General features: G+C 61.4%; 23 protein-coding genes and 1 other RNA gene. 16 read left to right on the forward strand and 8 right to left on the reverse strand.

The window, feature by feature from the left end; all coding sequences use genetic code 11:
• Positions 1–12: 12 nt before the first annotated feature.
• From MasN3_RS08165 to ssrA, 3 genes are all read right to left on the reverse strand, one after another.
• Positions 13–3,192, reverse strand: coding sequence for a hypothetical protein (locus MasN3_RS08165; RefSeq protein WP_281913461.1), 3,180 nt, complete (start codon positions 3,190–3,192; stop codon positions 13–15).
• 6 nt (positions 3,193–3,198) lie between these two features.
• Entirely contained in the window at positions 3,199–4,653 is a 1,455-nt protein-coding gene (locus MasN3_RS08170; protein ID WP_281913462.1) for a tyrosine-type recombinase/integrase, read from the reverse strand.
• Positions 4,654–4,804: 151 nt separating this feature from the next.
• Positions 4,805–5,138: a transfer-messenger RNA gene (gene ssrA, locus MasN3_RS08175) on the reverse strand.
• A 100-nt stretch (positions 5,139–5,238) separates the two neighbouring features.
• On the opposite strand from ssrA, the gene MasN3_RS08180 reads away from it, so the two are divergent.
• Entirely contained in the window at positions 5,239–6,162 is a 924-nt protein-coding gene (locus tag MasN3_RS08180) for a class I SAM-dependent methyltransferase (RefSeq protein WP_281913463.1), read from the forward strand.
• 29 nt (positions 6,163–6,191) lie between these two features.
• On the opposite strand, the gene MasN3_RS08185 is transcribed toward MasN3_RS08180, so the two are convergent.
• From MasN3_RS08185 to ompA, 4 genes are all read right to left on the reverse strand, one after another.
• Entirely contained in the window at positions 6,192–6,878 is a 687-nt protein-coding gene (locus tag MasN3_RS08185) for a glycine zipper 2TM domain-containing protein (protein WP_281913464.1), read from the reverse strand.
• Between the two features lie 144 nt (positions 6,879–7,022).
• Complete coding sequence (locus MasN3_RS08190) at positions 7,023–7,730, reverse strand: HAD family hydrolase (RefSeq protein WP_281913465.1); 708 nt, start codon at positions 7,728–7,730, stop codon at positions 7,023–7,025.
• 8 nt (positions 7,731–7,738) lie between these two features.
• Positions 7,739–8,452 carry a bifunctional 2-polyprenyl-6-hydroxyphenol methylase/3-demethylubiquinol 3-O-methyltransferase UbiG gene (gene ubiG, locus MasN3_RS08195; RefSeq protein ID WP_370662336.1) on the reverse strand — a complete coding sequence of 238 codons (714 nt, stop codon included), beginning with the start codon at positions 8,450–8,452 and terminating at the stop codon, positions 7,739–7,741.
• Positions 8,453–8,585: 133 nt separating this feature from the next.
• On the reverse strand, positions 8,586–9,299 hold the full coding sequence (gene ompA / locus MasN3_RS08200; protein WP_281913468.1) for an outer membrane protein OmpA: 714 nt from the start codon (positions 9,297–9,299) through the stop codon (positions 8,586–8,588).
• Between the two features lie 350 nt (positions 9,300–9,649).
• On the opposite strand from ompA, the gene gyrA reads away from it, so the two are divergent.
• The 14 genes from gyrA (at position 9,650) to MasN3_RS08270 (ending at position 24,797) form a co-directional block, all read left to right on the forward strand.
• Complete coding sequence (gene gyrA / locus MasN3_RS08205; protein WP_281913469.1) at positions 9,650–12,265, forward strand: DNA gyrase subunit A; 2,616 nt, start codon at positions 9,650–9,652, stop codon at positions 12,263–12,265.
• A 74-nt stretch (positions 12,266–12,339) separates the two neighbouring features.
• Positions 12,340–12,888 (forward strand): DUF2059 domain-containing protein, encoded by a 549-nt coding sequence (locus tag MasN3_RS08210; protein ID WP_281913471.1) that lies wholly within the window; start codon positions 12,340–12,342, stop codon positions 12,886–12,888.
• 21 nt (positions 12,889–12,909) lie between these two features.
• Complete coding sequence (gene serC, locus MasN3_RS08215) at positions 12,910–14,007, forward strand: 3-phosphoserine/phosphohydroxythreonine transaminase (RefSeq protein WP_281913472.1); 1,098 nt, start codon at positions 12,910–12,912, stop codon at positions 14,005–14,007.
• 174 nt (positions 14,008–14,181) lie between these two features.
• A complete protein-coding gene (gene pheA / locus MasN3_RS08220) occupies positions 14,182–15,252 on the forward strand; it encodes a prephenate dehydratase (RefSeq protein ID WP_281913474.1) in 1,071 nt (356 codons plus the stop codon).
• Positions 15,253–15,276: 24 nt separating this feature from the next.
• Complete coding sequence (hisC, locus tag MasN3_RS08225; RefSeq protein WP_281913475.1) at positions 15,277–16,380, forward strand: histidinol-phosphate transaminase; 1,104 nt, start codon at positions 15,277–15,279, stop codon at positions 16,378–16,380.
• Complete coding sequence (locus MasN3_RS08230; RefSeq protein ID WP_281913476.1) at positions 16,380–17,285, forward strand: prephenate dehydrogenase; 906 nt, start codon at positions 16,380–16,382, stop codon at positions 17,283–17,285. The genes hisC and MasN3_RS08230 overlap by 1 nt, the downstream gene beginning before the upstream one ends.
• The gene (aroA, locus tag MasN3_RS08235; protein ID WP_281913477.1) at positions 17,282–18,613 is read left to right on the forward strand and encodes a 3-phosphoshikimate 1-carboxyvinyltransferase; all 1,332 of its coding nucleotides are present in this window, start codon (positions 17,282–17,284) and stop codon (positions 18,611–18,613) included. The genes MasN3_RS08230 and aroA overlap by 4 nt, the downstream gene beginning before the upstream one ends.
• Before the next feature lie 63 nt (positions 18,614–18,676).
• The gene (gene cmk / locus MasN3_RS08240) at positions 18,677–19,339 is read left to right on the forward strand and encodes a (d)CMP kinase (protein ID WP_281913478.1); all 663 of its coding nucleotides are present in this window, start codon (positions 18,677–18,679) and stop codon (positions 19,337–19,339) included.
• Positions 19,340–19,611: 272 nt separating this feature from the next.
• Complete coding sequence (gene rpsA, locus MasN3_RS08245) at positions 19,612–21,318, forward strand: 30S ribosomal protein S1 (RefSeq protein ID WP_281913479.1); 1,707 nt, start codon at positions 19,612–19,614, stop codon at positions 21,316–21,318.
• 21 nt (positions 21,319–21,339) lie between these two features.
• On the forward strand, positions 21,340–21,645 hold the full coding sequence (locus MasN3_RS08250) for an integration host factor subunit beta (protein ID WP_036216108.1): 306 nt from the start codon (positions 21,340–21,342) through the stop codon (positions 21,643–21,645).
• A gap of 174 nt (positions 21,646–21,819) precedes the next feature.
• Positions 21,820–22,137, forward strand: a complete 318-nt coding sequence (locus MasN3_RS08255) for a LapA family protein (protein WP_281913480.1) — start codon at positions 21,820–21,822, stop codon at positions 22,135–22,137.
• A 31-nt stretch (positions 22,138–22,168) separates the two neighbouring features.
• Positions 22,169–23,344, forward strand: a complete 1,176-nt coding sequence (lapB, locus tag MasN3_RS08260) for a lipopolysaccharide assembly protein LapB (RefSeq protein ID WP_281913481.1) — start codon at positions 22,169–22,171, stop codon at positions 23,342–23,344.
• A gap of 13 nt (positions 23,345–23,357) precedes the next feature.
• The gene (gene rfaE1, locus MasN3_RS08265; protein WP_281913482.1) at positions 23,358–24,335 is read left to right on the forward strand and encodes a D-glycero-beta-D-manno-heptose-7-phosphate kinase; all 978 of its coding nucleotides are present in this window, start codon (positions 23,358–23,360) and stop codon (positions 24,333–24,335) included.
• Between the two features lie 102 nt (positions 24,336–24,437).
• The gene (locus MasN3_RS08270; RefSeq protein ID WP_281913483.1) at positions 24,438–24,797 is read left to right on the forward strand and encodes a ComEA family DNA-binding protein; all 360 of its coding nucleotides are present in this window, start codon (positions 24,438–24,440) and stop codon (positions 24,795–24,797) included.
• Between the two features lie 48 nt (positions 24,798–24,845).
• Here the strand turns inward: MasN3_RS08270 and MasN3_RS08275 are convergent, their stop codons facing one another.
• Entirely contained in the window at positions 24,846–25,208 is a 363-nt protein-coding gene (locus MasN3_RS08275; RefSeq protein ID WP_281913484.1) for a hypothetical protein, read from the reverse strand.
• 196 nt (positions 25,209–25,404) lie between these two features.
• Between MasN3_RS08275 and MasN3_RS08280 the strand changes: the two genes are divergently transcribed.
• Entirely contained in the window at positions 25,405–26,784 is a 1,380-nt protein-coding gene (locus MasN3_RS08280) for a M28 family metallopeptidase (protein WP_281913485.1), read from the forward strand.
• The last annotated feature ends 212 nt before the right edge of the window (positions 26,785–26,996 follow it).

Raw genomic sequence — 26,996 nt, forward strand, 5'->3', positions numbered from 1 at the left:
CTCCACCATTCGCTATTCTGATGATGCGGGCAACAATTTTGGTTTTGCCGCTTTGTGTAGGCGGATTGTTTTGGTCGCTATAGAATCTAATGCCTGCGCTAAATCTGTCAATTTGATGCCTTTTGCTTCCGCCATTGGTTTAACCACACTTGCGAAGGCTGCTAGTTCGTCAAATGGCTCAATATCAAGCAGAGCAGCATCCTCAGCTTTACCTGCTGCAGCCATAATTAAGCGGGTGTATTTTGCGGCACGGGCGCGAACCTCAGATGACTCTAACATTGGATAAGCGTTAGAATCGGATATGCGCTGCAGGAAAAACTGGCTTTCAGTCGTGTTTCGCACCACTAATTCAAGATGACGTTTAACGATTTCAGGTTGATCAACATGGTAGCTGCCTTGGCCGTCGCCCAGACTACGGAATTTGTCGTTCAAAATTTCCGTTGACAATTCCCAGCCCAGGAACTCTTTGGTATCAAGTTGGATACTTCTATGCAGCACGTCGATCGCTTCCTGCGAAGCGCCACTCTCGCTGATTGCTTGCATTCGCCTTGCAGCCATGCGAATGCGTTCCTTAAGTTCGTTTTTCTTTGCTGCAATGGCAGGTAAGTGATCGACGTGTTTTGCTGCCAACGGACATAAGCCACAGCGTTGAATTCCGCCTGTTCGCGCCACAATGTCAGAAGGACACTGATCGCCGACCGGGCACACATGTGTTGCGTGCCAACGAATAACGCTTGATGGGCTTTGACGAAGGAGATCTAAGGCGTCAGTATCCGCCGCTGAGACCTCTTCTGTAGACCACAATGCGACTCCAGGAACGAAACCGAAATCCTTAATTGCTTGTGCACGGTCTTGGCCGAACGCTTGTCTTACCGAGCTTTGGGGGCTGTTCGGTTTGATATATCCTGCACCAGTACCTTCGACATCATACGCACTTTCTCCTTCCATCATACGTCGATCAATCATTTCAAGCTTCGCCCTTATTCGCGTATCCGGTGGCACTTGGTAGTGATTTGTCGTTACCGTGTTTTGATGGCCGAGCTGCATAGCAACTTCCGATACTTCAAGATCCCCGTCCCTATGCGTTGCATAGGTCGCCCGACAAGCATGAGGTGTATGGATGGGTTCCCATTTCAGGGGGCAGAATTGCCATCCACCATGTGGCGCATCTCGATCCAGTTGCAATTCCACTCGAACTACGCCGTCGCTATCAGTGATAGCACCGCAATTCACTGACCGGATTGGTTCAGCCACCACCACCTGATCTTTATCTCGTCGTGTATTGTAGAAGTAGTCAAAGCCTTTAAGGAGCTCTGTCCAATAGGCGGAGTATGTGCTGTCGGAAGGAGGTGTTGGGCGTCTAGTCGATCGGAAAAGCGGCAAAATGGGAGCAAACCTGGTATGGGTGCGTGACTCATACTGAACCGTTTGATCCATCTCGGGTTCACTAATGCTCTCTTGAAAGTATTGCTCTGCTCGAAGTGTACGTTGCACCCTCCAGGTAATATAAGTTTGCCAGCCCTCATTCCTCGCTTTATCTGTGTTCACATACAAATAGGTGAGCCGGGCCGCCGGTGACCAAGTGTGAAGTTCGGATATTGGTGTATCTTTCCCTTCGTATTCCCATGTTTTTCGGTCAAGCCATTGAACACTATTGCCGCGCAGGCCAGTCTCGATCATAACAAGCAGCATGCGAAGCACAGTTAGATGAGGAATTCTGAGGATGAGGTGGCGGTCAGGTCCAACGTTAATACGGCGCCCGTTAACATAAAGGCCCGCGTGCCCTGGAGGATTGGCATGAAGCACTCGTTGTTCAACATAGTAAAGTTCTGGTATCCATAAAACCGGCCAGACTTTGCCGCGATACGTGATGAAAGGTATATATCCCCATTCTGCCGTATTATAGCCGTAATGCTTCTTTTCATTTAGACTGGACAACGGATGGATCCCTGCATAAACGTCCGCAGTGTAAGCGCGTTCTTGGAGATATTCTCCAAATGCTTCCGCAGCATTTGCGTAGTAAATAAGGTACGGCCACACGTCCTCGGGAAAAGGGATCTTGTTCGTCTTATTAGAGGGGCGTCCGGTGGGCTTCTTGTCGAGTTCGAGTTTAATTGGGTTGACGAATCCAGGGCCGGCAATATTCACATCATCATCATACGAAGACTGAATATAGTCGAAAAACTTTTTTAGCGACACAACTACCCTATTGAAGGCCTCGGGAGAGGTCCTTCTAAGAGAAATCAGCTCCAGAAATGGTCTAGGAAGTTTTTCTGCTGTTGGTAGTTCCTCCGAGTCATCAAATCGGCTGCGCGAAACAAAAACAAATCGCAGAAGTTGCTTCGGGCTCGCTGGATATTCGATGTTTCCACCGTTGTTCCTGTCCAGCCAAAATGGAAGATATGCGAATAAATAATCGCACAGGAGCGTTAGTATATGTCTTGTCTCGCGTTCTGATTCTACTTCCTTGCGGATGGCTCTATAACGGAGGTATGAACGGATGCATTTCAGCCAAACATGCCCATATTTTTTTATATCAAACTTTTCAAGCCCGGGGTATGGTGTTGGTTTGAAAATCCAATCAGTCGGTCGGTGGCTCGATGAATTTGCCTGTCCCAGCTTAATAAAATATTCCGAACATGCCTCAGAATCAAATGAGTTTGCTGCATCTAGGAGAGCCTGCACATAGGCATTGGGACCAGCGGCTTGCCTCTTCTTGAATTCGTTCACCTTAGCCCGTGCATTCCTGTCACGGATTTGCTCAGGAGTTTCGACTCTTTCCCTAATCATCCCGTTCACTCGCATGTTAGAGAAGTTTGCGAGGTTTTTTCGGAAATTACTAAACTGAGTTGTTTTGAATTGGCCAGACTCACACCACATCATAAATTGATGGCGCAGTTGTCTCGTCAAGATTTGAGCATCAGCAAACTCAAAAGCTCGCAGTAGCCTATAGTAGAGCGCCTTATTTGTTGGCGCATCTTTTTTGGTGTCAGAATTTTGAGTTTTTATCATGTTGGCCAACTCATCGATGTTGAAGTCAGCTAATTTTTTCCATCCGGTATCTCTTAATAATAGTAATGCAGCCCCTTGCTGAGATGCGTCGGGAATTATACTTTTTGGGAAGAGCTTGAAGCCCGCGCAAATTAGGTGCTCCAGTTCGCTTACAGGTCTGATATCAGCTAATTTTGGCATATCTTATTAGCGCCAAGAAATGGCTTCATTTTTGATCCGGTCGCGGATGGGCGGTGGCAACTGTTCGATATTCTCTGAAATTTGGAATGTCTTCATGTCGTATGCTTCCAGTTTTTGCCGTAGTCTCGATTCTTTTGGCTTGGCGTACTTTCGGGTCGAATTAATGTCTCTGTGCCCCATTAGCATCTGGACTTCTGATTCCGTTAAGCCAGGTATATCTTGCCCAGGGATGGGAATGTCATTAAGCATGTAGACGCCGTACGCGTGACGCAGCGAGTGGACCGTCCAAACGTGATCAGGACTGGTCAGCGGGCCCGGGATGCCAGCGCGCTTTACGGCATCCACGAAAAGATCGTTTAGGGTTGAGTCGGCGGCGAGTCGTAATGGCTTCCCTTGATGCGGATGATTGACATACTGAAATACATAATCGTTGCCGTCTGCAGGTATGACATATTCATTGATCCGATACTGACGAAGGAGTTCAAAAAACCAAGAACGGTATGGCTGTCGGAGGTACGTCCAAGAAACGTCTCTACCTTTAAAACGGTTTGCCCGTTCATTAGGGAGAGAATTTCTTGCGTAACGTAGTAAGTCTGGATCAAGCACATACACTTCCTGTTTCTTGAAATCGATGTGCGCCCATTCTAAATTCAATGCTTCACTACGTCGGATTCCGCTCGCAGCTAGCAGACACCATAGCGCTTTGTCTCGCCAGTGTGTGCATACATTAATAAGTCCTTGGAAGTGCTCCATTGGGAAAGCCTGCTCTCGGCCGGGACTACGTCCATGCTTGCGTCTATTGACCTTCAATTTTCGCGGTCGGGTCAACTTGCCCTTAAAACGAACCACCCCACCAATAAGGGAACAATGCTTAATATGAGTAATTTCGGCGTTGCTGAGTCTGGTATTGCCAGTGACGGCTGAGATTAGCGGCCTATAGTCATGAAAGCTTGCGTCGATAATTTCCTTATCGATCCCACCTCGAATCAAAGCCATTTCACGCGCCTCTTCTTCAAGGCGGTTACACAAACTGAGAAAGCGGTTCAGCGGTGCCAACGTGTTATCCCAGCTGCCGGGCGCCAAGGAGCGAATGCCTAAATTTTTGGCAACGGTTCGCAGTGCTGCCTCCTTCCTTTCATCGGCCGGGTCGGCATACATACCGTTATCGATGCAAAGAGAAATTTTCTCTCCGTTACTGAGCAAAGCGAGATAGTGATCGATAGCCTCGTTCACGACCTCTTTGCTAACTGGAGCAGCCCCTAACACTTGAACTTCGTAGAGGTAATCAATGAACCTTGCTACTACGGTGGTGTAACGAACTTTTGTAGAGTACGTCTCTTCCGTAAGTAGTCGGTTGAAAGCATCAAAGACGCTTAGGCGGACTCCTGCAGGATCATATAGCACCCATGTTATTTTTCCTGTCTCACCAGTCTTCGTCCTTCGAAGGTGTCGCAGCGCCATAAATGTGCTCGTATGTGCATGTTTATTTGCAAAATAATAGTGCACACGGAAGAGCTTAGCAAGCACTTTCGTAACTAGTTGAAAAGATTGAGTTTTCTGAATGAAGAAGACAAAAATAAAGGCGCTCAGAATGGCGCCTTAGATAAGAACCCGCGTCCGCAAGCACTCTACAGACAGTTCTACATACTTAGCACTATCAATTAATTTAACCTGGACAACGGGGATGTGCACCCTTTGGACAGGCGAGTCACCTATGATTTAACAGTCGACCAAGTGACCCGGCCTACTGCGAGCCCCTGTAAATGAGTCCACGAGTCTTGCGACACACCCCAGGGGCGAGGTGTTGTGGACCTAGCAGCAATTAAGCTGCGAGTGCGTACGAGTTATCGTTTGCAGTTATTGATTTCTGGATGTATTTACGAGGTAACCAGTCCTCGGTATGCCCTGCGCTGCTTTGCAACCCACGTCGAAACCAGGTCGCCCCCAACGAAAGAACTTCCATTGTACTCCAATTCCTCAGCAGGTGCAGCTCCATAGCTTACATCTCGCTTAAGGTCAAATAGGCCAAAAAGAAGCGAACATAGCATGACGAAAGTGCAATATGATGTCTCGGTTCGGCCGTCTGCTTCACGTTTCGACAAGGAAATCGAAATGGTTTGCATCGTCTGTGGCAACACCCAAACGGCTGGCCTCGCATCATGGCATGCCGCCTGTCCGGCATGTCGCTATGAAAGTGCGGCCCTGTCCGTTGCCATCAACCAGCACACCGACGTCGAGATCGACGAAGCTGAACGTGAAGCGGCACTCAAGGCCATCCGGCTCGAGAATTTCCGCGCGATTGTCCATTACGCCAGGCGGCATGTCCGGCCAGGCAGTCGCAGCCTGCTCGATGTCGGCAGTGCCCATGGCTGGTTCCTGGAGACGGCGCGCGCGCATTTCGACGTGCTCGGCATCGAGCCCGACGCGGCGGTCGGTGCGCGTATCGCCGCCCGCGGCCTGCCGGTGCGGGCCGGCTTCTTCCCCGATGTGCTGGAGGAGGGCGAACGCTTCGACGCCATCGTGTTCAATGACGTCATCGAGCATATCGCCGATATCTGCAGTGCCCTCGGCGCCTGCCGGCAACACCTGAACGATGAGAGCATCCTGATCCTCAACCTGCCCAGCAGCCGCGGCTTCTTCTACCGGTTCTCGAAATGTGTCGCCCGTCTCGGATGGCGCATGCTCTTCGAGCGGCTGTGGCAGAAAGACATGCCGTCCCCGCACGTGCATTATTTCAGCCCCGCCAACCTTGCCAGGCTGGTGGCGGGACAGGGCTTCGAGCTGGTCGACTGCGCCGAACTGCCGGCCCTGCGTGCCAAGGGCCTGCGCGAGCGCCTGAGCTATGCCGGCAAGGTCTCTCCCGTGTCGCTCTGGCTGCAGTACGCCGCCGTCATGTGCGTGATTCCGGTGCTGCGTGTCTTCCCGAGCGACATCATCGTCTGCATCTTCCGAAAAAAAGCCGCAGGCTGATTGCCTGCGGCTTTACAAGGGAAGACGGCTTAACGGTTGCGGTTGGCGATTTCGTTGCCGAGCATGCCGCCGCCGATGATGCCGGCTACGGTTGCCAGTTTCTTGCCGTTGCCGCCGCCGATCTGGTTGCCGATCAGGCCGCCGATCACGGCGCCGGTGCCGATGCCCACATAGTTGGGCTGGGCAGGAGCAGGGGCCGGCTGCGGGTAGTAGCGCGGTTCGCTCGGTTTGGCGTGGACCACACGGGTCTTCTCGACCACCTTCACCACCGGCTTTTCACGGATCACTTCCTTGACCACGACACGTTCCGGCGCCGGGGCCGGCTGGGCGGCCGGTTGCAGGTAGGCGACCGGCTGGGCTGCGGCGACCGGCATCGCCATCTGCGGCGCGGGGCCGGCTGCCAGCTGGGTGGCCAGCTGCGGCGTCACCGGAGTGGCCGACAGGGGGACGGCGGCGCTCTGGCCCTGCACCGCGGCAGCCGGCACCATCACGACCTGGCCCTGGGCGGTGGTGACCGGGACCATGCCCGGCTGCTGCACCGGCGCTTGCACGCCATAAGGCGCAGCGGCCAGCTGGCTTGCAGGGACGTCGGGGGCGCTGTTCGAATTCGGCAGCAGGCCGGTGATCGCGGCGGCGCCGGTCAGGCTGACAATCACGACCGATACGGCGGCAGCGGCCATCAGGGGATAAATGCGGTTGATGCGGGTGGTTTCCATGTTCTGCTCCGTTAAAGACGTTTTGTTGTCGTATGGGAGTAGATTACCGGCGAGCCCGGCACAGAACTAGACGAAAGCCTGTATCAATCGTAAAGACTTGTAAGCGGCCAGCGCTTCGGCGGGCCGGGAGGCCCGCCTCGGGGATCAGGCTGCCGAGGCGAGCGCGCGTGCGCTTTCCACCACGCTGCGCAGGGTCTGCAGCAGGTCGGCCGGCGTGTCGAGCAGGTAGTCGGCGCCCCAGGTTGCGGGTTCGATGGCGCCGCAATAGCCCCAGTTGCAGGCCACCGTGACCATGCCGGCGGCGCGGCCGGCTTCGACGTCGCGCTGGTCGTCGCCCACGTACCAGCAGTGCTCCGGATCGATGCTGAGGCGGCGCGCGCCTTCGAGCAGCGGGGCAGGGTGGGGTTTCGGGAAGGCGGCGGTGTCGCCCGACACCACGCAGCCGGCATGCGACAGGCCGATCTGCGGAAGCAGCGGATCGGTGAAGCGTGCCGGCTTGTTGGTGACGATGCCCCAGGCCATGCCCGCTTCTTCGATCCCGACCAGCAGTTCGGTCACGCCGCCGAACAGCGAGCTATGCACTGCCATGTTGTCCTGGTAGCGGTCGAACCATTGCAGGCGCAGTTCCTCGTAACCCTCGTCGCCCGGCGCCAGGCCGAAGGCGGCGCCGATCATGCCGCGCGCGCCGGCGGACGCAGTGGGGCGCAGCACCGAGTACGGGGTCGGCGGCAGGCCGCGTTCGGTGCGTAGCCAGTTGACGGCGGCCGCGAGGTCGGGCGCGGTGTCGGCGAGCGTGCCATCGAGGTCGAACAGGATGGCACGCGGTGCCGGCAGGACGATCGGGAGAGTCATGGAAAGAATCAGAGCGGTTTGCTGCACGCCACCATGTAGTTCACATCGGTGTCGTTGTTGAGCGAGTAGATCTTGGTGAGCGGATTGTAGGTCAGGCCTTTCAGGCCGTCGACCTGCAGGCCTGCCAGCCGCGCGAACTGCGACAGTTCGGCCGGCGTGATGAACTTGGCGTAGTCGTGGGTGCCGCGCGGCAGCATGCGCAGAATGTATTCCGCGCCGATGACGGCGAACAGATAGGACTTCGGGTTGCGGTTGAGCGTCGAGAAGAACACGTGGCCGCCCGGTTTCACCAGGGTGGCGGCCGCCTGCACGATCGAGGCCGGGTCCGGCACGTGCTCGAGCATTTCCATGCAGGTGACCACGTCGAACTGGCCTGCTTCTTCAGCGGCCATTTCTTCTGCCGAGATGTGCTTGTAGCGCACTTCCACGCCCGATTCCAGGCTGTGCAGGTCGGCGACTTTCAGCGCCTTCTTCGACAGGTCGATGCCGGTCACCTTGGCGCCCTTGCGCGCCATGGCTTCGGACAGCACGCCGCCGCCGCAGCCGATGTCGATCACCTTCTTGCCCAGCAGCGGGGCGCGGGCATTGATCCACTCGAGGCGCAGCGGATTGATTTCGTGCAGCGGACGGAATTCGGACGTCGGGTCCCACCAGCGGTGGGCCAGTTCGCTGAATTTCTGGATTTCTAAGGGGTCTGCGTTCGTGTTCATACTCGGGATCATACTGGAAATGGTGAAGCTCACGGGGTGCCGCACGGAAAATATGTACGCACACGTCGGCGGCGGGCCGCCCCCGTCTTTGCCACAACGAAAAAAACCCCGCCTCAGCGGGGTTCCTCATGCAATCCGGTCAGGATTACTTGTTGACGGTACGGGTACCGACGACTTCGATTTCCACGCGGCGATTCTTGGCGCGGCCTGCCGAGGTCTTGTTGTCGGCTTCAGGCTGGCTCTCGCCCTTGCCTTCGGTGTAGATGCGGTTCTCTTCCACGCCCTTGCCCTTCAGGTAAGCCTTGACGGCTTCGGCGCGGCGGATCGACAGCTTCTGGTTGTAGGCATCGGTGCCGATCGAGTCGGTGTGGCCGACGGCGATGATGACTTCCAGGTTCATGTCGCCCAGCTTCGAGACCAGATCGTCGAGCGAAGCCTTGCCGGCCGGCTTGAGCACGGCCTTGTCGAAGTCGAAGAAGGCGTCAGCCGAGTAGGACACTTTTTCCGAGGTCGGGACGGGAGCCGGTGCCGGCGTCGGTGCCGGGGCAGGTGCCTCGACCACTGGCGGCGGCGGTGGCGGCGGGGCCACGCACTTGCCGTTTTCCAGCTTCTCGGGCGGCACGCACAGCGGCGCGTCGCAGCCCGGGACCGCGTCTGCCGGGGTCCAGTAACCGGTGCGCCAGCACAGGCCGAAAGGATTGCGGGCGATCACGCCGCGGCTGTCCTGCACATAGGCGCTGTACGGAGTGCGCGCCTGGATGTCCGTGGTCAGCGGTGCGTACGGTGCATCGCTTTGGGCGTATACATTGCCCGCGATCGCAGCCGAAGCAGCGAGCATGAGGGTTGCCAGTTTATTCATGTTCTTTTTCCTTTCGGGGATAAATGCCTTGCGAAACTCAGCGGGGCGTTATGGTCAAGATACTAACACGTCCGGGGAAGGGGCCAGTTTCGCATTATGAAACAATCAATTAATTTCCTGTCCATTTTGCCACATGCACCAAAAACGCACGACTGCACCTAAATCAAACTTGATGCATATTTTTATCAACGTTGTTTGGGCGCAACATTTGGTCAAGCGTGCTGGGCTGGCCTCGACAATCGTTGAACTGTCATGGTGGGAAAACGGAATTGTGCTGGCACTAACTGCCCCATGGTAGAATCATCCGTTGCAGTCAATAACCATTAGCCTGAAAGCAGTCGACCCGCCCAATGGATCAATTCGCAAAAGAAACAGTTCCCATTTCCCTAGAAGAAGAAATGCGCAAGAGCTACCTCGATTACGCGATGAGCGTGATCGTGGGCCGTGCTCTGCCGGACGTGCGCGACGGCCTCAAGCCGGTGCACCGCCGCGTGCTGTACTCCATGCACGAGAGTAACTACGCGCACAACCGTCCGTACGTGAAATGCGCGCGCGTGGTCGGCGACACCATGGGTAAGTATCACCCGCACGGCGACGCGTCGATCTACGACACGCTGGTGCGCATGGCCCAGGACTTCTCCCTGCGCTACACCTTGGTCGACGGCCAGGGCAACTTCGGCTCGATCGACGGCGACAGCGCCGCCGCGATGCGTTACACCGAGTGCCGCCTCGACAAGATCGCCAGCGAACTGCTGGCCGACATCGACAAGGACACCGTCGACTACCAGCCGAACTATGACGGCAAGGAAAAAGAGCCGACTGTCCTGCCGACCAAGATCCCGAACCTCTTGATCAACGGTTCCTCGGGCATCGCGGTGGGTATGGCCACCAACATCCCGCCGCACAACCTGTCGGAAGTCATCAACGGCGCCCAGCACCTGCTGAAGAACCCGGATTGCAGCATCGACGAGCTGATCGAGCTGATCCCGGCGCCGGACTTCCCGACCGCCGGCATTATCTACGGCGTCTCGGGCGTGCGCGACGGTTACCGCACCGGCCGCGGCCGCGTGGTGATGCGCGCCAAGACCCACTTCGAGGAATACGGCAAGGACGGCGGCCGCGTCGCGATCATCATCGACGAGCTGCCTTACCAGGTCAATAAAAAATCGCTGCTCGAGCGCATCGCCGAGAACGTGCGCGACAAGAAGCTGGAAGGCATCAGCGACATCCGCGACGAATCCGACAAGTCGGGCATGCGCGTGGTCATCGAACTGAAGCGCGGCGAAGTGCCGGAAGTGGTGCTGAACAACCTGTACAAGCAGACCCAGCTGCAGGACACCTTCGGCATGAACATGGTGGCGCTGGTCAACGGCCAGCCGAAGCTGCTGAACCTCAAGCAGATGCTCGAGTGCTTCCTGTCGCACCGCCGCGAAGTGGTCACCCGCCGCACCGTGTTCGAACTGCGCAAGGCGCGCGAGCGCGGCCACATGCTGGAAGGCCTGGCCGTCGCGCTGGCGAACATCGACGACTTCATCGCGATCATCAAGGCCGCGCCGACGCCGCCGATTGCGAAGGTCGAGCTGATGGGCAAGGCCTGGGATTCGTCCCTGGTGCGCGAAATGCTGAACCGCACCGAGCTGGGAGCGTCCGGCGGCATCGAAGCCTTCCGTCCGGAACACCTGCCGAAGCATTACGGCATGCAATCCGACGGCCTGTACAAGCTGTCCGACGAGCAGGCCCAGGAAATCCTGCAGATGCGCCTGCAGCGCCTGACCGGGCTGGAGCAGGACAAGATCATCAACGAGTACAAGGAAGTGATGGACCACATCGCCGACTTGCTCGACATCCTGGCCAAGCCGGAACGCGTCACCACCATCATCAGCGACGAGATGGTGCAGATCAAGAGCGACTACGCCGACAACGGCAAGGACACCCGCCGCTCGGTCATCGAGCACAACGCCAGCGACCTGGAAACCGAAGACCTGATCACCCCGCAGGACATGGTGGTCACGCTGTCGCACACCGGCTACATGAAGTCGCAGCCGATCGGCGAATACCGCGCCCAGAAGCGCGGCGGCCGCGGCAAGCAGGCGATGGCGACCAAGGACGAAGACTGGATCGACCAGCTGTTCATCGCCAACACCCACGACTACATGCTGTGCTTCTCGAACCGCGGCCGCATGTACTGGCTGAAGGTGTGGGAAGTGCCGCAGGGCTCGCGCAACTCGCGCGGCAAGCCGATCGTCAACATGTTCCCGCTGCAGGACGGCGAGAAGATCACCGTGATCCTGCCGCTGTCGGGCGAGAACCGGACCTTCCCGGAAGACCACTACGTGTTCATGGCGACCTCGCTGGGCACCGTCAAGAAGACCCCGCTGCGCGACTTCAGCAACCCGCGCAAGGCCGGCATCATCGCCGTCGACCTGGACGACGGCGACGTGCTGGTGGGCGCGGCGCTCACCGACGGCCAGCACGACGTGATGCTGTTCTCGGACGGCGGCAAGGCGGTGCGCTTCGACGAGAACGACGTGCGCCCGATGGGCCGTACCGCGCGCGGCGTGCGCGGCATGAACCTGGAAGAGGGCCAGAACGTGATCGCGCTGCTGGTGGCAGAGAACGAGCAGCAGTCGGTGCTCACGGCCACCGAGAACGGCTACGGCAAGCGTACCCCGATCACGGAGTACACCCGCCACGGCCGCGGCACCAAGGGCATGATCGCGATCCAGCAGTCGGAACGTAACGGCAAGGTGGTGGCGGCGACCCTGGTCGACGCCAACGACGAGATCATGCTGATCACGACCGGCGGCGTGTTGATCCGCACCCGCGTGGCCGAGATCCGCGAGATGGGCCGCGCCACCCAGGGCGTGACCCTGATCGCGGTGGAGGACGGCACCAAGCTGTCCGGCCTACAGCGCGTCGTCGAAACCGACCTCGAAGAGGTTGAGCTCGAACAGGCGCCGCAATAAGCCGAGGGGCCGCATTGACGCGGCCTTTTTTTCGCGCCGGCCCAGCCGGCGCGGCAAACGAGACACCGACAACAATGAAAAAATTCATCCTCGCCCTGTCCGCTGCCGCCACCTTCGCGGCCTTCCCCTCGTTCGCGCTGGCCGCGCCGAGCGTCGACCCGCAGGCGGCCACCGCCGTCAAGGCCATGTTCAATGCCATGGAGATGCGCAAGAACATGAACGCCATGTACGCGCAGATGCAGCAGGCGATGCCGGCCATGATGCGCCAGCAGCTGGGCGGCATGATCCAGGCCGACCCCAAGCTCGACGCCAGGCAGAAGCAGGAAGCCATGGCCAAGGTCGAGCAGGCGCTGCCGCACATGTCGCAGTCGCTGGCGAAGATCTTCAACGATCCGGCCCTGATCGACGCCATGATCGACGAAATGGTGCCGCTGTACGCCAACAACTACACGGTGGCCGAGATCAAGCAGCTGACCGCGTTCTACCAGAGCCCGGTGGGCCGCAAGATGATGACGCTCACGCCGAAGCTGGCGACCGAGGGCATGGCTGCCGCCCAGCGCGTGATGATGCCGCGCGTCGCCAAGCTGATGCAGGACATGGCCCAGGACGTACAGAAACCGTAAGCGCATAGAAAGGACCGCCGGATGGCGCAAGACACGCAGGTATTCAATTTTTCGGCCGGCCCGGCCGTCCTCCCGAAAGAGGTGCTGCAGCAGGCGGCGAGCGAGATGCTCGACTGGCACGGCAGCGGCATGTCGGTCATGGAGATGAGCCACCGCGGTCCGGAATTCATCTCCATCTACCGGCAGGCGGAAAGCGACCTGCGCGAGCTGCTGGCGGTGCCGCCGAACTACAAGATCCTGTTCATGCAGGGCGGGGGACTGGCCCAGAACGCCATCATCCCGCTCAACATGGTCGGCTGCTGCCCGCAGCCGGCGACGATCGATTTCGTGCACACCGGCTCCTGGTCGGGCAAGTCGATCAAGGAAGCCAAGCGCTACGCCCACGTCAACATTGCCGCCTCGAGCGAGGCGGACGGCTTCACCGGCGTGCCGCCGCAGGATACCTGGAACCTCACCTCGCACGCGGCCTACCTGCACATCTGCACCAACGAGACCATCGACGGCGTCGAGTACAACTTCGTGCCCGAGTCGCTGCCGAAGGTGCCGATCGTGGCCGACATGTCCTCGCACATTCTGTCGCGCCAGATCGACGTGTCGAAGTACGGCGTGATCTTCGCCGGCGCCCAGAAGAACATCGGCCCGGCCGGGCTGACCCTGGTGATCGTGCGCGACGACCTGCTGGACGACGCCCTGCCGATCTGCCCCTCGGCCTTCCACTGGCGCACCGTGGCCGAGCACGATTCCATGTTCAACACCCCGCCGACCTACGCGATCTACATCGCGGGGCTGGTGTTCGCCCACCTCAAACGCCAGGGTGGGGTGGCGGCGATGGAACAGCGTAATATCGAGAAAGCGCGCCTGCTGTACGAGGCGCTGGACGCCGACGACTTCTACCAGAACCGCGTCGCGCCCGCATACCGCTCGCGCATGAACGTACCGTTCTTCCTGCGCGACGAATCCCTGAACGACAAATTCCTGGCCGGCGCGAAGGCGCGCGGGCTGCTGCAACTGAAGGGCCACAAGTCCGTCGGCGGCATGCGGGCATCGATCTACAACGCGATGCCGCTCGAGGGTGTGCAGGCCCTCGTCGATTATTTGAACGAATTCGCGGGCAGATGATCATGCGTTACCGGTTGGCGCGGCAACGCATCGGCCGGTTGAACGCGTGGGCGGGGATCCGCCCACCCTACGACAACCACGGTAACGTAGGGTGGGCAGGTGTCCTGCCCACGCGTTCAACAGACACATGAACAATCGCGAATCGCTTAACGCCCGATTTTTGGTTAGCAGAATATGTCAGACAAACTCACTCCCCTGCGCGAACAGATCGACGCGATCGACGCGCAAATCCTGGAACTGCTGAGCCGGCGCGGCAAGATTGCCCAGGAAGTCGGCCACGTGAAGGCCGAGACCAATGCCCCGGTGTTCCGTCCCGAACGCGAAGCCCAGGTGCTGCGCGGCGTCGCCGAGCGCAATCCCGGTCCGCTCAAGGACCGCGACGTCCAGACCATCTTCCGCGAGATCATGTCGTCCTGCCGCGCGCTGGAAAAGCGCGTCACGGTCGCCTACCTGGGTCCGTCGGGCACCTTCAGCGAGCAGGCCGTGTTCCAGCAGTTCGGCAGCGCCATCGAGACGCTGCCCTGCGTGTCGATCGACGAGGTGTTCCGCGCCACCGAGGCCGGCACCGCCGACTTCGGCGTGGTGCCCGTCGAGAACTCGTCCGAGGGCGCGATCAACCGCACCCTCGACCTGATGCTGGCCACCACCACGGTCATCAGCGGCGAGATCTCGATCCCGGTCCACCATAGCCTGATGACGAAGACCGGTTCCATGGACGGCGTCACGGTCGTGTGCGCCCACTCGCAGGCGCTGGCCCAGTGCCAGGTGTGGCTGAACCTGCACCATCCCGGCATCGAGCGCCGCGCCGTGGCCTCCAACGCGGAAGCGGCGATCCTGGCCAGCCAGGACCCGAGCGTGGCGGCGATCGCCAGCGAGATGGCGGGCGAGCAGTACCAGCTCGGCGTGGTGCAGGCCCACATCCAGGACGACCCGCACAACCGCACCCGCTTCGCCGTGATCGGCAGCCTCGAGACCGGCCCGTCGGGGCGCGACCATACCGCCATCGTGCTGGCCGTGCCGAACAAGGCGGGCGCCGTCTACAACCTGCTGGCCCCGCTCGCGAAGCACGGCGTGTCGATGACGCGTTTTGAATCGCGCCCGGCGCGCATCGGCACCTGGGAGTACTACTTCTACGTCGACATCGAGGGCCACGTGCGCGATGCCGCCGTCGCCCGCGCCCTCGACGAGCTGAAGGACAACGCCGCCTTCTTCAAGGTGCTGGGCTCCTACCCGCAAAGTCTTTAATTTCCATTTTTATTCGAGAATCCCATGTCGCAATTCGGTCCAGATTACGTCCGCGCCATCGCCCCTTACCAGGCCGGCAAACCCATCGCTGAAGTGGCCCGCGAGTTCGGCCTCGACGAAGCCAAGATCGTCAAGCTCGCCTCCAACGAGAATCCCTTCGGCATCCCCGAGTCGAGCCGCGCCGCCATGGCGCAGGCCGCCGCCGACCTCGGCCGCTATCCGGACGCCAACGGTTTCGAGCTGAAGGCCGCGCTGTCCGCACGCTACGACGTGCCGGCCGACTGGATCACCCTGGGCAACGGCAGCAACGACATCCTGGAAATCGCTGCCCATGCCTTCGTGCAGAAAGGCGAATCGGTCGTGTACGCGCAGTACTCCTTCGCCGTGTACGCGCTGGCTACCCAGGGCGTGGGCGGGCGCGCCATCGTGGTGCCAGCCAAGGATTACGGCCACGACCTGGACGCCATGGCGGCGGCCATCGAGCCCGATACCCGCATGGTCTACCTCGCCAACCCGAACAACCCGACCGGCACCTTCATCCCGGCCGCCGAGATCGAAGCCTTCCTGCAGAAAGTCCCGAGTAACGTGGTCGTGGTGCTGGACGAGGCCTACAACGAATACCTGGCGCCCGAGCACCAGTTCGAGTCGAGCCAGTGGGTGCGCAAGTACCCGAACCTGATCGTCTCGCGCACCTTCTCCAAGGCCTACGGCCTGGCCGGCCTGCGCGTGGGCTTTGCCATCGCCCAGCCGGCGGTGACGGACCTGATGAACCGCATCCGCCAACCTTTCAACGTCAACTCGCTAGCCCAGGCCGCGGCGGTCGCCGCGCTGAACGACAAGGATTTCCTCGAGAAGGGCGCGCAGAACAACGCGGAAGGGTACAAGCAGCTGACCGCCGCCTTCGACGAGCTCGGCCTGGAATATGTCCCTTCGTTCGGCAACTTCGTGCTGGTGAAGGTGGGTATGGATGACCAGGCCGGCGCGCGCGTCAACCTGGCGCTGCTCAAGCAGGGCGTGATCGTGCGCCCGGTCGGCAACTACGGCCTGCCCCAGTGGCTGCGCATCTCGATCGGCCTGCCGGAAGAGAATGCCGCCTTCATCGCAGCGCTCAGGAAGGTTCTCGGCTAATGATCGACCGGCTCGTCGTCGTCGGCGTCGGCCTGATCGGCGGTTCCTTCGCGCTGGCCCTCAAGCAGGCGGGCGTGGTGCGCAGCGTGGCTGGACTGGGCCGTGAGCCGGCGGCAATGGCGCGTGCGCTCGCGCTGGGCATCGTGGACGAGGTCTGCGAGACCCCGCAGCAAGCCATGCGCGGCGCCGACCTGGTGCTGCTGGCCGCCCCGGTCGGGCAGACCGGGGCGATCCTCGCTTCTCTGCTGCCGTATCTGGAGCCGCACACCGTCCTCACCGATGCCGGCAGCACCAAATGCGACGTGGTGGCCAGCGCGCGCGCGGCGCTGGGCGAGCGCATCCGGCAGTTCGTGCCCGGCCACCCAATCGCGGGCAGCGAATCCAACGGTCCGGATGCCGCGCGCGCCGAGCTGTACCGCGGCAAGAAGACCGTGCTCACGCCGCTGCCCGAAAACCCGGCAGGCGACGTCGAGCGCGTGGCCGCGGCGTGGCGCCACTGCGGTGCGCTCATCCATACCTTGAGCCCGCAGGACCACGACCGCGTGTTCGCCGCCGTCAGCCACCTGCCGCACCTGCTGGCCTATGCGCTGGTGGACGACATCGCCGCCAAGCCGCATGCCGGCCTGCTGTTCCAATACGCCGCCAGTGGCTTTCGCGACTTCACCCGGATCGCCGGCTCCTCGCCCGAAATGTGGCGCGACATCAGCCTGGCCAACCGCGAGGCCTTGCTCACCGAGCTCGATGCCTATCTGGCACAATTGACTTCATTGCGGGCGACGCTTGCCGCCGCCGATGGACGCGGCCTCGAAGCCGTCTTCGCCAACGCCCAGCGTGCGCGGCGCGAATGGATCGAGGCGATCGAGGCCGGCTCGCCGCCGCCCCCGCAGAACCAGGACATAGAATGACGCAGTCTAAACACTACCCGCAGCATATCGACCTTGAACCCGTGATCCATGTGGAAGGATCGGTGCGCCTGCCGGGCTCCAAGAGCATCTCGAACCGCACGCTGCTGCTGGCCGCGTTATCAAGGGGCACGACCCTCATTCACGACCTGCTGGCTTCCGACGACACCATGGTGATGCTGGGCGCGCTGCGCTCGCTGGGCATCCAGTGGGATGAAGTGGACGAGCGCACCGTGGCCGTGCACGGCAATGGCGGCGTGCTGCCGGTCCACGAGGCCGACCTCTTCATGGGCAACGCCGGCACCGCGATCCGTCCGCTGACGGCGGCCCTGGCCGTGATCGGCGGCGACTACACCCTGCACGGCGTCTCGCGCATGCACGAGCGCCCGATCGGCGACCTGGTCGATGCGCTCAACGAGGTCGGCGCCCAGATCGCGTACACGGGGGAGCCGGGCTTCCCGCCGCTGCGCATCAAGCGCGGCCGCATCGCGGCCAACCGCATGGCGGTGCGCGGCAACGTGTCGAGCCAGTTCCTGACCGCGCTCCTGATGGCCGCGCCCCTGATGGCGACCACCCATGCGGTGTCGATCGACGTGGTCGGCGAGCTGATCTCCAAGCCCTACATCGAGATCACCCTGAACCTGATGCGCCGTTTCGGCGTGACGGTCGAGCAGAACGGCTGGGCCTCGTTCACCGTGCAGCCGGGCCAGCGCTATGCATCGCCCGGCAGCATCCACGTCGAGGGCGACGCGTCCTCGGCCTCCTACTTCCTGGCGGCCGGCGCGATTGCCGGCGGCCCGGTACGGGTGGAAGGCGTGGGCCAGAACAGTATCCAGGGCGACGTGCGCTTCGCCGACGCGCTCGAGCGCATGGGCGCCATCATCACGCGCGGCGAGAACTGGATCGAGGCGCGTTCGAACGGCGTCTTGAAAGCCATCGACGCCGACTTCAACCACATCCCGGATGCGGCGATGACCATTGCCGTGGCCGCGCTGTACGCGGACGGCCCCAGCACGCTGCGCAACATCGCCAGCTGGCGGGTGAAGGAAACCGACCGCCTGGCCGCGATGGCGCTCGAGTTGCGCAAGCTCGGCGCCGAGGTGGAGGAGGGGCCGGACTACATCCGCATCACCCCGCCGGAACAGCTCAAACCCGCCACCATCGACACCTACGACGACCACCGGATGGCGATGTGCTTCTCGCTGGCTTCGCTGGACGGCGCGGCACGCAGGGGAAATGCCATGCGCATCAACGACCCGAAATGCGTGGCCAAGACCTTCCCGGAATACTTCGAGGCCTTCGCCGGCATCGCGAAGAACGAACTGTTTTGAACACGGCGTCGCGGGGGAAACAGTAGAATGCCGACTGGACCGTTTTACCCCCGCGACCATCACATGCCAAATAATCCCATTCCCGTCATCGCCATCGACGGCCCGACCGCTTCCGGCAAGGGCACCGTTGCCGCCAAGGTCGCCGAGCGCCTGGGCTTCCACCTGCTCGACTCGGGCGCCCTGTATCGCCTGACGGCGCTGCAGGCGCTGCGCCGCGGCATCGAGCTGCGCGACGAGCACGGCATCGCCAAGCTGGCCGAACACCTGCCGGCGCGCTTCGTCGGCGGCGACATCTTCCTCAACAACGAGAACGTCACCGGGGCGATCCGGGCGGAAGAAGTTGGCAACATGGCATCGAAGATCGCCGCCTTGCCGACCGTGCGCCAGGCCCTGTATGCGCTGCAACTGGGCTTTCGCGAGACACCGGGCCTGGTGGCCGACGGGCGCGATATGGGCACGGTGATCTTTCCCGGCGCGAAATTAAAAGTGTTCTTGACCGCAAGCGTCGAGGCGCGTGCGCAACGCCGGTATAAGCAATTGATTGACAAAGGATTTTCTGCTAATATGGACGATCTCCTGAAGGATTTGAAGGAGCGGGACGAGCGCGACACCAAGCGCGCCATCGCTCCCCTGGTCCCGGCGGAGGATGCGCACATGCTCGATACCTCGAACATGTCGGCGCTTGACGCGGTCGAACAGGTGTTGGCCTGGTATGCGCATGCATGAGTTTTAGTGTTTTGAATTGTCTTCGTTGCCCATGGCGGCGAGGACTTTCCGCGCAGGCGGATCCGAGTTCTGTGCATCATCGTCGGCTTGAGTCATCGCCAGATGGCTGCGCTGCGAAACCCGGTTCTGCTTCGTGGTGGTGAGGGTCCCAGGACCGTCATCTTGCAGGGTGCCTGCGGCGGCAATTCCGCCATCGCAGGTGTGTGTCAACCTAACCCCAGTTCAGTCCGCACCATTGCCGGCCTGCTGGGCTAACTCGAGTAATAACCTTTATGTCTACTGCAACCAATCAAGATACCGGCATGGAAAGCTTCGCCGCCCTTTTCGAAGAATCGCTGTCGCGTCAAGACATGCGTTCGGGCGAAGTCATCTCGGCTGAAGTCGTGCGCCTGGATCACAACTTCGTGATCGTCAACGCCGGCCTGAAGTCGGAAGCCTTCATTCCGGTCGACGAATTCAAGAATGACCAGGGCGAACTGGAAGTCCAGATCGGCGACTTCGTTTCCGTGGCCATCGAATCGCTCGAAAACGGTTTCGGCGATACCATCCTGTCGCGCGACAAGGCCAAGCGCCTGGCATCGTGGCTGGCTCTGGAAAAAGCAATGGAGTCGGGCGAGATCGTCACCGGCACCGTCAACGGTAAAGTCAAAGGCGGCCTGACCGTCCTGACCAACGGCATCCGCGCATTCCTGCCGGGTTCGCTGGTCGACACCCGTCCGGTCAAGGACACCACCCCGTTCGAAGGCAAGACCCTGGAATTCAAGGTCATCAAGCTGGACCGCAAGCGTAACAACGTCGTCCTGTCGCGTCGCGCCGTCATCGAAGCATCGATGGGCGAAGAGCGCGCCAAGCTGATGGAAACCCTGAAAGAAGGCACCGTGGTCACCGGCGTCGTCAAGAACATCACCGACTACGGTGCGTTCGTCGACCTGGGCGGCATCGACGGCCTGCTGCACATCACCGACCTGGCATGGCGTCGCGTGCGTCACCCGTCGGAAGTGCTGTCGGTTGGCCAGGAAATCACCGCCAAGGTCCTCAAGTACGACCAGGAAAAGAACCGCGTTTCGCTGGGCGTCAAGCAGCTGGGCGACGATCCGTGGACCGGTCTGTCGCGTCGCTACCCGCAGGGCACCCGTCTGTTCGGCAAGGTCACCAACCTGACCGACTACGGCGCGTTCGTGGAAGTCGAGCAGGGCATCGAAGGCCTGGTGCACGTCTCGGAAATGGACTGGACCAACAAGAACGTGGCTCCGAACAAGGTTGTCCAGCTGGGCGACGAAGTCGAAGTCATGGTCCTGGAAATCGACGAAGAGCGTCGTCGTATCTCGCTGGGCATGAAGCAGTGCAAGGCGAATCCGTGGGACGACTTCGGCATGACCCACAAGAAGGGCGACAAGGTCAAGGGTTCGATCAAGTCGATCACCGACTTCGGCGTGTTCATCGGCCTGCCGGGCAACATCGACGGCCTGGTGCACCTGTCGGACCTGTCCTGGACCGAAGCCGGCGAAGAAGCCGTGCGCAAGTTCAAGAAGGGCGACGAGCTGGAAGCCGTCGTGCTGGCCATCGACGTCGAGCGCGAGCGTGTCTCGCTGGGCGTCAAGCAGCTGGAAGGCGACCCGTTCAACAACTTCGCTTCGCTGAACGACAAGGGCACCCTGGTCACCGGCACCGTGAAGTCGGTTGAGCCGAAAGGCGCCGTGATCGCGCTGAACGACGAAGTCGAAGGCTACCTGCGCGCTTCGGAAATCTCGCGTGACCGCGTGGAAGACGCCGGCACCCACCTGAAAGTGGGCGACAAGGTCGAAGCCCTGGTCATCAACATCGATCGCAAGGCTCGCAGCATCCAGCTGTCGATCAAGGCGAAAGACAGCGCTGACACCCAGGAAGCAATGAACAAGCTGGCAGCCGACAACAGCGCCGCTTCGGGCACCACCAGCCTGGGCGCACTGCTGAAGGCCAAGTTCGACAACAAGGGCTAATCACCTTTTCGAGGCGACCAGATGACCAAGTCCGAGCTGATCAACCGCCTGGCTGAGCGCTATTCTCAGCTGGTGGCGAAAGATGCCGAGTTTGCCGTCAAGACCATCCTCGATGCGATGACCAACGCCCTGGCGACCGGGCAGCGCATCGAGATCCGTGGTTTCGGCAGCTTTGCGCTGAACAGCCGGCCGCCACGCATCGGCCGCAACCCGAAGTCCGGCGACAAGGTGATGGTGCCCGAAAAACGGGTGCCGCACTTCAAGCCGGGCAAGCAGTTGCGCGAGCGGGTGGACGCGATGGTCGGGCAACCGATCATGGAAGACTGAGTCGTCTGCTGGCTGGCAGGCAAGAACGGCGTCCCCTTGGGGATGCCGTTTTTTTTCGTGCCTTGCCGGCAGCTTGCCGGGCCAGCGCCAGCTCGGCTTTTGAAATATCATGTCGGATATGCGACACTTTGCCTTTGTGCAAGCATTTGCACACTCACCCAGCGGGCACTGCTGATGAAATTTGTCTCCACCATTGTTGGCGTCATCCTGTTTGTCCTGTTCTTCGGCTTCGCCCTGAAGAACACGCAGGAAGTCGACCTGCATTTCTTCCTCAACTACGAACTGCGCGGCCCCCTCGTCTTGATGCTGCTGGCTTTTTTCATTGCCGGCGCCGCCCTCGGCATCCTGGCACTGACACCGACCGTGTTCCGCCAGCGCCGCCAGACCTCGCAGCACAAGAACACCATCCAAGCCCTGCAGAGCGCCGCCGGCACCGGCAACGCCCCACCGGCCCCGGATGCCGTGAACCCGGCGCAGAAGCTGGCCCCCTAAGCCGCCGCGCGCCAACACAGAACAAGAACACATGGAATTCGAACTCTGGATGCTGCTTGGCATCCCATTCATCTTCGGTCTCGGCTGGATCGCCGCCCGCGTCGACATCAATTCGCTGGTCTACGAATCGCGCACCCTGCCGCGCGGCTATTTCAAGGGCTTGAACCACCTGCTCAACGACCAGCCGGACAAGGCCATCGATTCCTTCATCGAGATCGTCAAGCTCGACCCCGAATCGGCCGACATGCACTTTGCCCTCGGCAACCTGTTCCGCCGCCGCGGCGAGATCGAGCGCGCCATCCGCGTCCACCAGAACCTGCTGGCGCGTCCCGACCTCCCGGGCGAGCAGAAGGCCCACGCCCAGTACGAACTCGGCATGGACTACCTGAAGGCCGGCCTGCTCGACCGCGCCGAGGAAACCTTCAACCTGCTGGTGGGCACCGCCTTCGAGGTGCAGGCGCGGCGCGCGCTGCTGGAAATCTACCAGCGCGAAAAGGAATGGCGCCGCGCGATCGACGTGGCCAACGGCCTGCAGGAGTCCGGCGCCGGCGCGCGCCAGAAGGAAATCGCCCAGTTCTATTGCGAACTGGCCCAGGACGCCCTGGTGCACCTGCAGCCGAGCGACGCCATGCAGCTGCTCGACAAGGCCTTGCTGGCCGACCGCTCCAGCGTGCGCGCCACCATCCTGATCGGCGACGCCCAGCTGGCCCAGGGCGATACCGAGGCGGCCCTGCTGACCTGGCGCCGCGTCGAGCAGCAGAGCGTGCCGCACGTGGCCCTGGTGGCGCAACGTTTGATGGATGGCTACCGCAAGGTGGGGCGACCACAGGAAGGCGTCAACCTGTTGCGCTCCTACCTGGCCGAAGCATCCTCGATTGACCTGATCGAGGTGGTGTTCAAGGCCGTGATCGAACTCGACGGCGTGGAAGCTGCCAAACAGCTGGTGGTCGAGGAATTGCGCCGCAACCCGACCCTGCTTGGCTTGGATAAATTGCTCGAGGCGCACCTGATGGATGCCCGCACCGAAGTATGGGAAGAGCTGTCGATGGTGAAGAACCTGGTGCAGCGCTATACCCAGAAGCTGGCGCGCTACCAGTGCAGCCACTGCGGCTTCAAGGCGCGCCAGTTCTACTGGCAGTGCCCGGGTTGCAGCCGCTGGGAAACCTACCCGCCGCGCCGCACCGAAGAACTCAATGTGATGAACTGACGCAGCCTTACCTATGACCGACCCGATCCCGAACCGCCTGCTGGCGGCAGACAGCTTCCGCCGCGCGGCGGCCCCCGAACTCTCCAGCGTGCGCCTGCTCGTGGTGGGCGACGTCATGCTCGACCGCTACTGGTTCGGCGACGTCTCGCGCATCTCGCCGGAAGCGCCGGTGCCGGTGGTGCGCATCGAGCGCCGCGAGGAGCGCCTGGGCGGCGCCGCCAACGTGGCGCGCAATGCCGCCGCGCTCGGCGCCCACACGGGCCTGCTGGGCGTGACCGGCAAGGACGAAGCGGGCGACGAGGTCGAGAAGCTGCTGCGCGAATCGTCCATCCATAGCTACATGAAGCGCGACGACGCGATCTCGACCATCATCAAGCTGCGCGTCATCGGCCGCCAGCAACAGATGGTGCGCATCGACTTCGAGGATGCGCCCACCGAGACCGTGCTGGTCGAGAAGCTCGACCAGTTCCGCGCGCTGTTGCCCGAGTACGACGTCGTGATCCTGTCCGACTACAACAAGGGCGCGCTGGCGAACGTGGCCGAGATGGTGAAAGAAGCGCGCGCGGCCGGCAAGGTCGTGCTGGTCGACCCCAAGGGCGACGATTTCAGCCCCTACCGCGGCGCGACCCTCCTGACCCCGAACCGCTCGGAACTGCAGCGCGTGGTGGGCGTCTGGAAGACCGAAGAACAATTGACTGAGAAGGCGCAGCGCCTGCGCGCCGAACTGGAACTCGACGCACTGCTGCTGACCCGCTCGGAAGAGGGCATGAGCCTGTACACCGACAAGGAGGTGCTGCACGTGCATGCCGACGCGCGCGAAGTGTTCGACGTCTCGGGCGCGGGCGACACCGTCATCGCCACGCTGGCCGCGATGCTGGGCGCGGGCGCGCCGCTGGACGAAGCGCTGGCCACCGCCAACCGCGCCGGCGGCATCGTGGTCGGCAAGCTGGGCACGGCGACCGTCACCCGCGAGGAACTGTTCCCCGGTTGAGTTCGCTCAAATCCGGGCCGTCAACGACGGCCCGGCAGCTCCGTTAGTGCGTGGGTGGATGGCGCCGCCGTCCATCATACGAAAACCTACGGAGAACATTCAATGATCAAGAAACTGGTATTCGCCATTGCCGCGCTGGTCGCCTCGACCGGCATCGCCTTCGCCCAGGTCGACGTCAACAAGGCCGATGCGGCCGCGCTGGACGGCATCAAGGGCGTGGGGCCGAGCATGTCGAAGATGATCCTCGACGAACGCGCCAAGGGCGAGTTCAAGGACTGGGCTGACTTCCAGCAGCGCGTCAAGGGCGTGGGCGGCAAGAAGGCGATGAAGCTGTCCGAGGCCGGCCTGACTGTCAACGGCAAGCCGATGGAAGCCGGCGCCGCCAAGCCGGCCAAGACGGAGAAAACCTCCGCCAAGACGGCCGCCAAGGACAAACCAGGCGAGCAGAAGGCGGCGATGTAAGAAGCCAACCCGCGGCGACGCGGGTTTTTGATGCTGGCACGCGTCGGCTTACTGGCGGATGCGGATGTCGATGTTCACCTGCGGATCGCGGCGCGCGTGGCGGCCGTCGTCGGGATAGTAGTACGAGTTCACCGGGTAATAGCCTTGATACACGACCGGGCGTTCAACGTCGTGCTCACGGTAGCGCCGATCGTCGTAGCGGCGCTCCGCGTAGCGAGCGTCCGGGCGCTTGCACTTGCGCTTTTCCTTGTATTCGCCTTTCTTCCATTTCTGCTCGACCTTGCAGTATCCATCCCAGTAGGTCTGCTTGTGTTCGCGGCTGTGACGGCCGCCCTTCCACGGATCCGCCATGGCGGCGGACGACAGCGATACAAGCGCAAGCAACAACAGTGACGTAGCCGATTTCTTCATGATGGAACTCCTTGTCTGCCTGGCTCCATACTAGACGAGCCCGGCCGGTGTCCGATTGCGACTGTGTTATCGAATGTTACAGGGCCGGCCGGCCGGCAGCGTGCCTGCGTACCCGGCAGATGTATTGACTGACACCAATCAATCCGCATGAGAAGATGTGCACGCCACTTGCACTCCATAAACCAGAAAGGTACTCATGCCTCACGCCCGCATTTCTTCCTCCCTGCTGGCCGCACTGCTCGCCGTTAGCGCCGGCACGGCCGCCGCCGCACCGGTCGCCGCGGCCCCGGACTTCAAGCGCCAGCAGCCCCAGATCAACAAGATCCTCTCCGAGATCTCGGCCAAGCGCATGGAGGCCTATGTCGCCAAGCTGGTGAGCTTCGGCACCCGCCACACGATGTCGGAAACCGAATCCGACACCCGCGGCATCGGCGCCGCGCGCCGCTGGATCAAGGCGGAACTCGAGCGCTGCGGCGCCGGCACGCCGCTGCAGGTTTCCTTCGATAGCCACATCGCCCCGGTCTCGGCCCGCATCTCGCGCCCGACCGAGATCGTCAACGTGGTCGCTACGCTGCCGGGCACCCAGGAAGCCTCGAAGGACCGCATCTACGTGGTCAGCGGCCACTACGATTCGCGCGTCAGCGACGTGATGAACTACACCGCCGATGCCCCGGGCGCCAACGATGACGCCTCCGGCACCGCGGCCACCATGGAACTGGCCTGCGTGATGGCCAAGCACAAGTTCGACGCCACCATCGTCTTCATGGCGGTCGCCGCCGAAGAGCAGGGCCTGCTGGGCGCGCGCCACTGGGCCACCCAGGCGCGCCAGAAGAACCTGAACATCGCCGGCATGTTCACCAACGACATCATCGGCAGCTCGCGCGCCGACAATGGCAAGGTGGACAACAAACAGGTGCGCCTGTTCTCGCAGAGCATCCCGGCCACCAAGGAGATGAGCGAAACCGTGCGCCAGCTGGTGGCCACCGGCGGCGACAGCGATTCGCTCTCGCGCCAGCTGGGCCGCCATATCAAGGAGATGGGCGAGCGCTACGTAAAGGGCTTCAAGGTCTCGCTGATCCATCGCGCCGACCGCTACCTGCGCGGCGGCGACCACATGCCCTTCCTGGAGCAGGGCTACGCCGCGCTGCGCTTTACCGAGCCGGCCGAGGACTTCGCGCACCAGCACCAGGACCTGCGTACCGAAAACGGCAAGGTCTACGGCGACCTGATCGAGTTTAATGATTACGACTACATCGCCAAGGTGACCAAGGTGAACGCTGCGGCACTGGCCTCGCTGGCGCTGGCACCAGGCGCGCCGCAGAACGTCAAGTTGCGCACCGACAAGCTGACCAACGACTCGACCCTGGTGTGGCAGGCGAATGCCGAACCGGACGTGGCGGGTTACCGCATCGTCTGGCGCGACACCACCGCCAGCGAGTGGCAGGGCTCGAAGTGGGTCGGGAATGTCACCGAGGCGACCATCGACCTGTCGAAAGACAACGTGTTCTTCGGCGTGCAGGCAGTCGACAAGGACGGCAACCCGAGCGTCGCCAGCTATCCGCTGCCGCAGCGCTGATTGTCGTAGGGTGGGCGGCTCCACCAGGCGGCGTGCGTTGCCGCCGGCGTGTGCGCCGCCCACGCGTTCAACCCCGGCCCGCGCAGACGCAAGGGCTGTTCGAGTCATGCCTGAACGCGTGGGCGGCGCAGACAATCCCGTCAGATCATGCTGCGCAGTCGAGCCGCGCCACCCGACGGACGAAGCCCGACAAATACGCCGCCTTGCCGTCC

Origin of the sequence: Massilia varians (genome assembly GCF_027923905.1) — a bacterium.
In the GTDB taxonomy this organism is placed as follows: domain Bacteria; phylum Pseudomonadota; class Gammaproteobacteria; order Burkholderiales; family Burkholderiaceae_D; genus Telluria; species Telluria varians_B.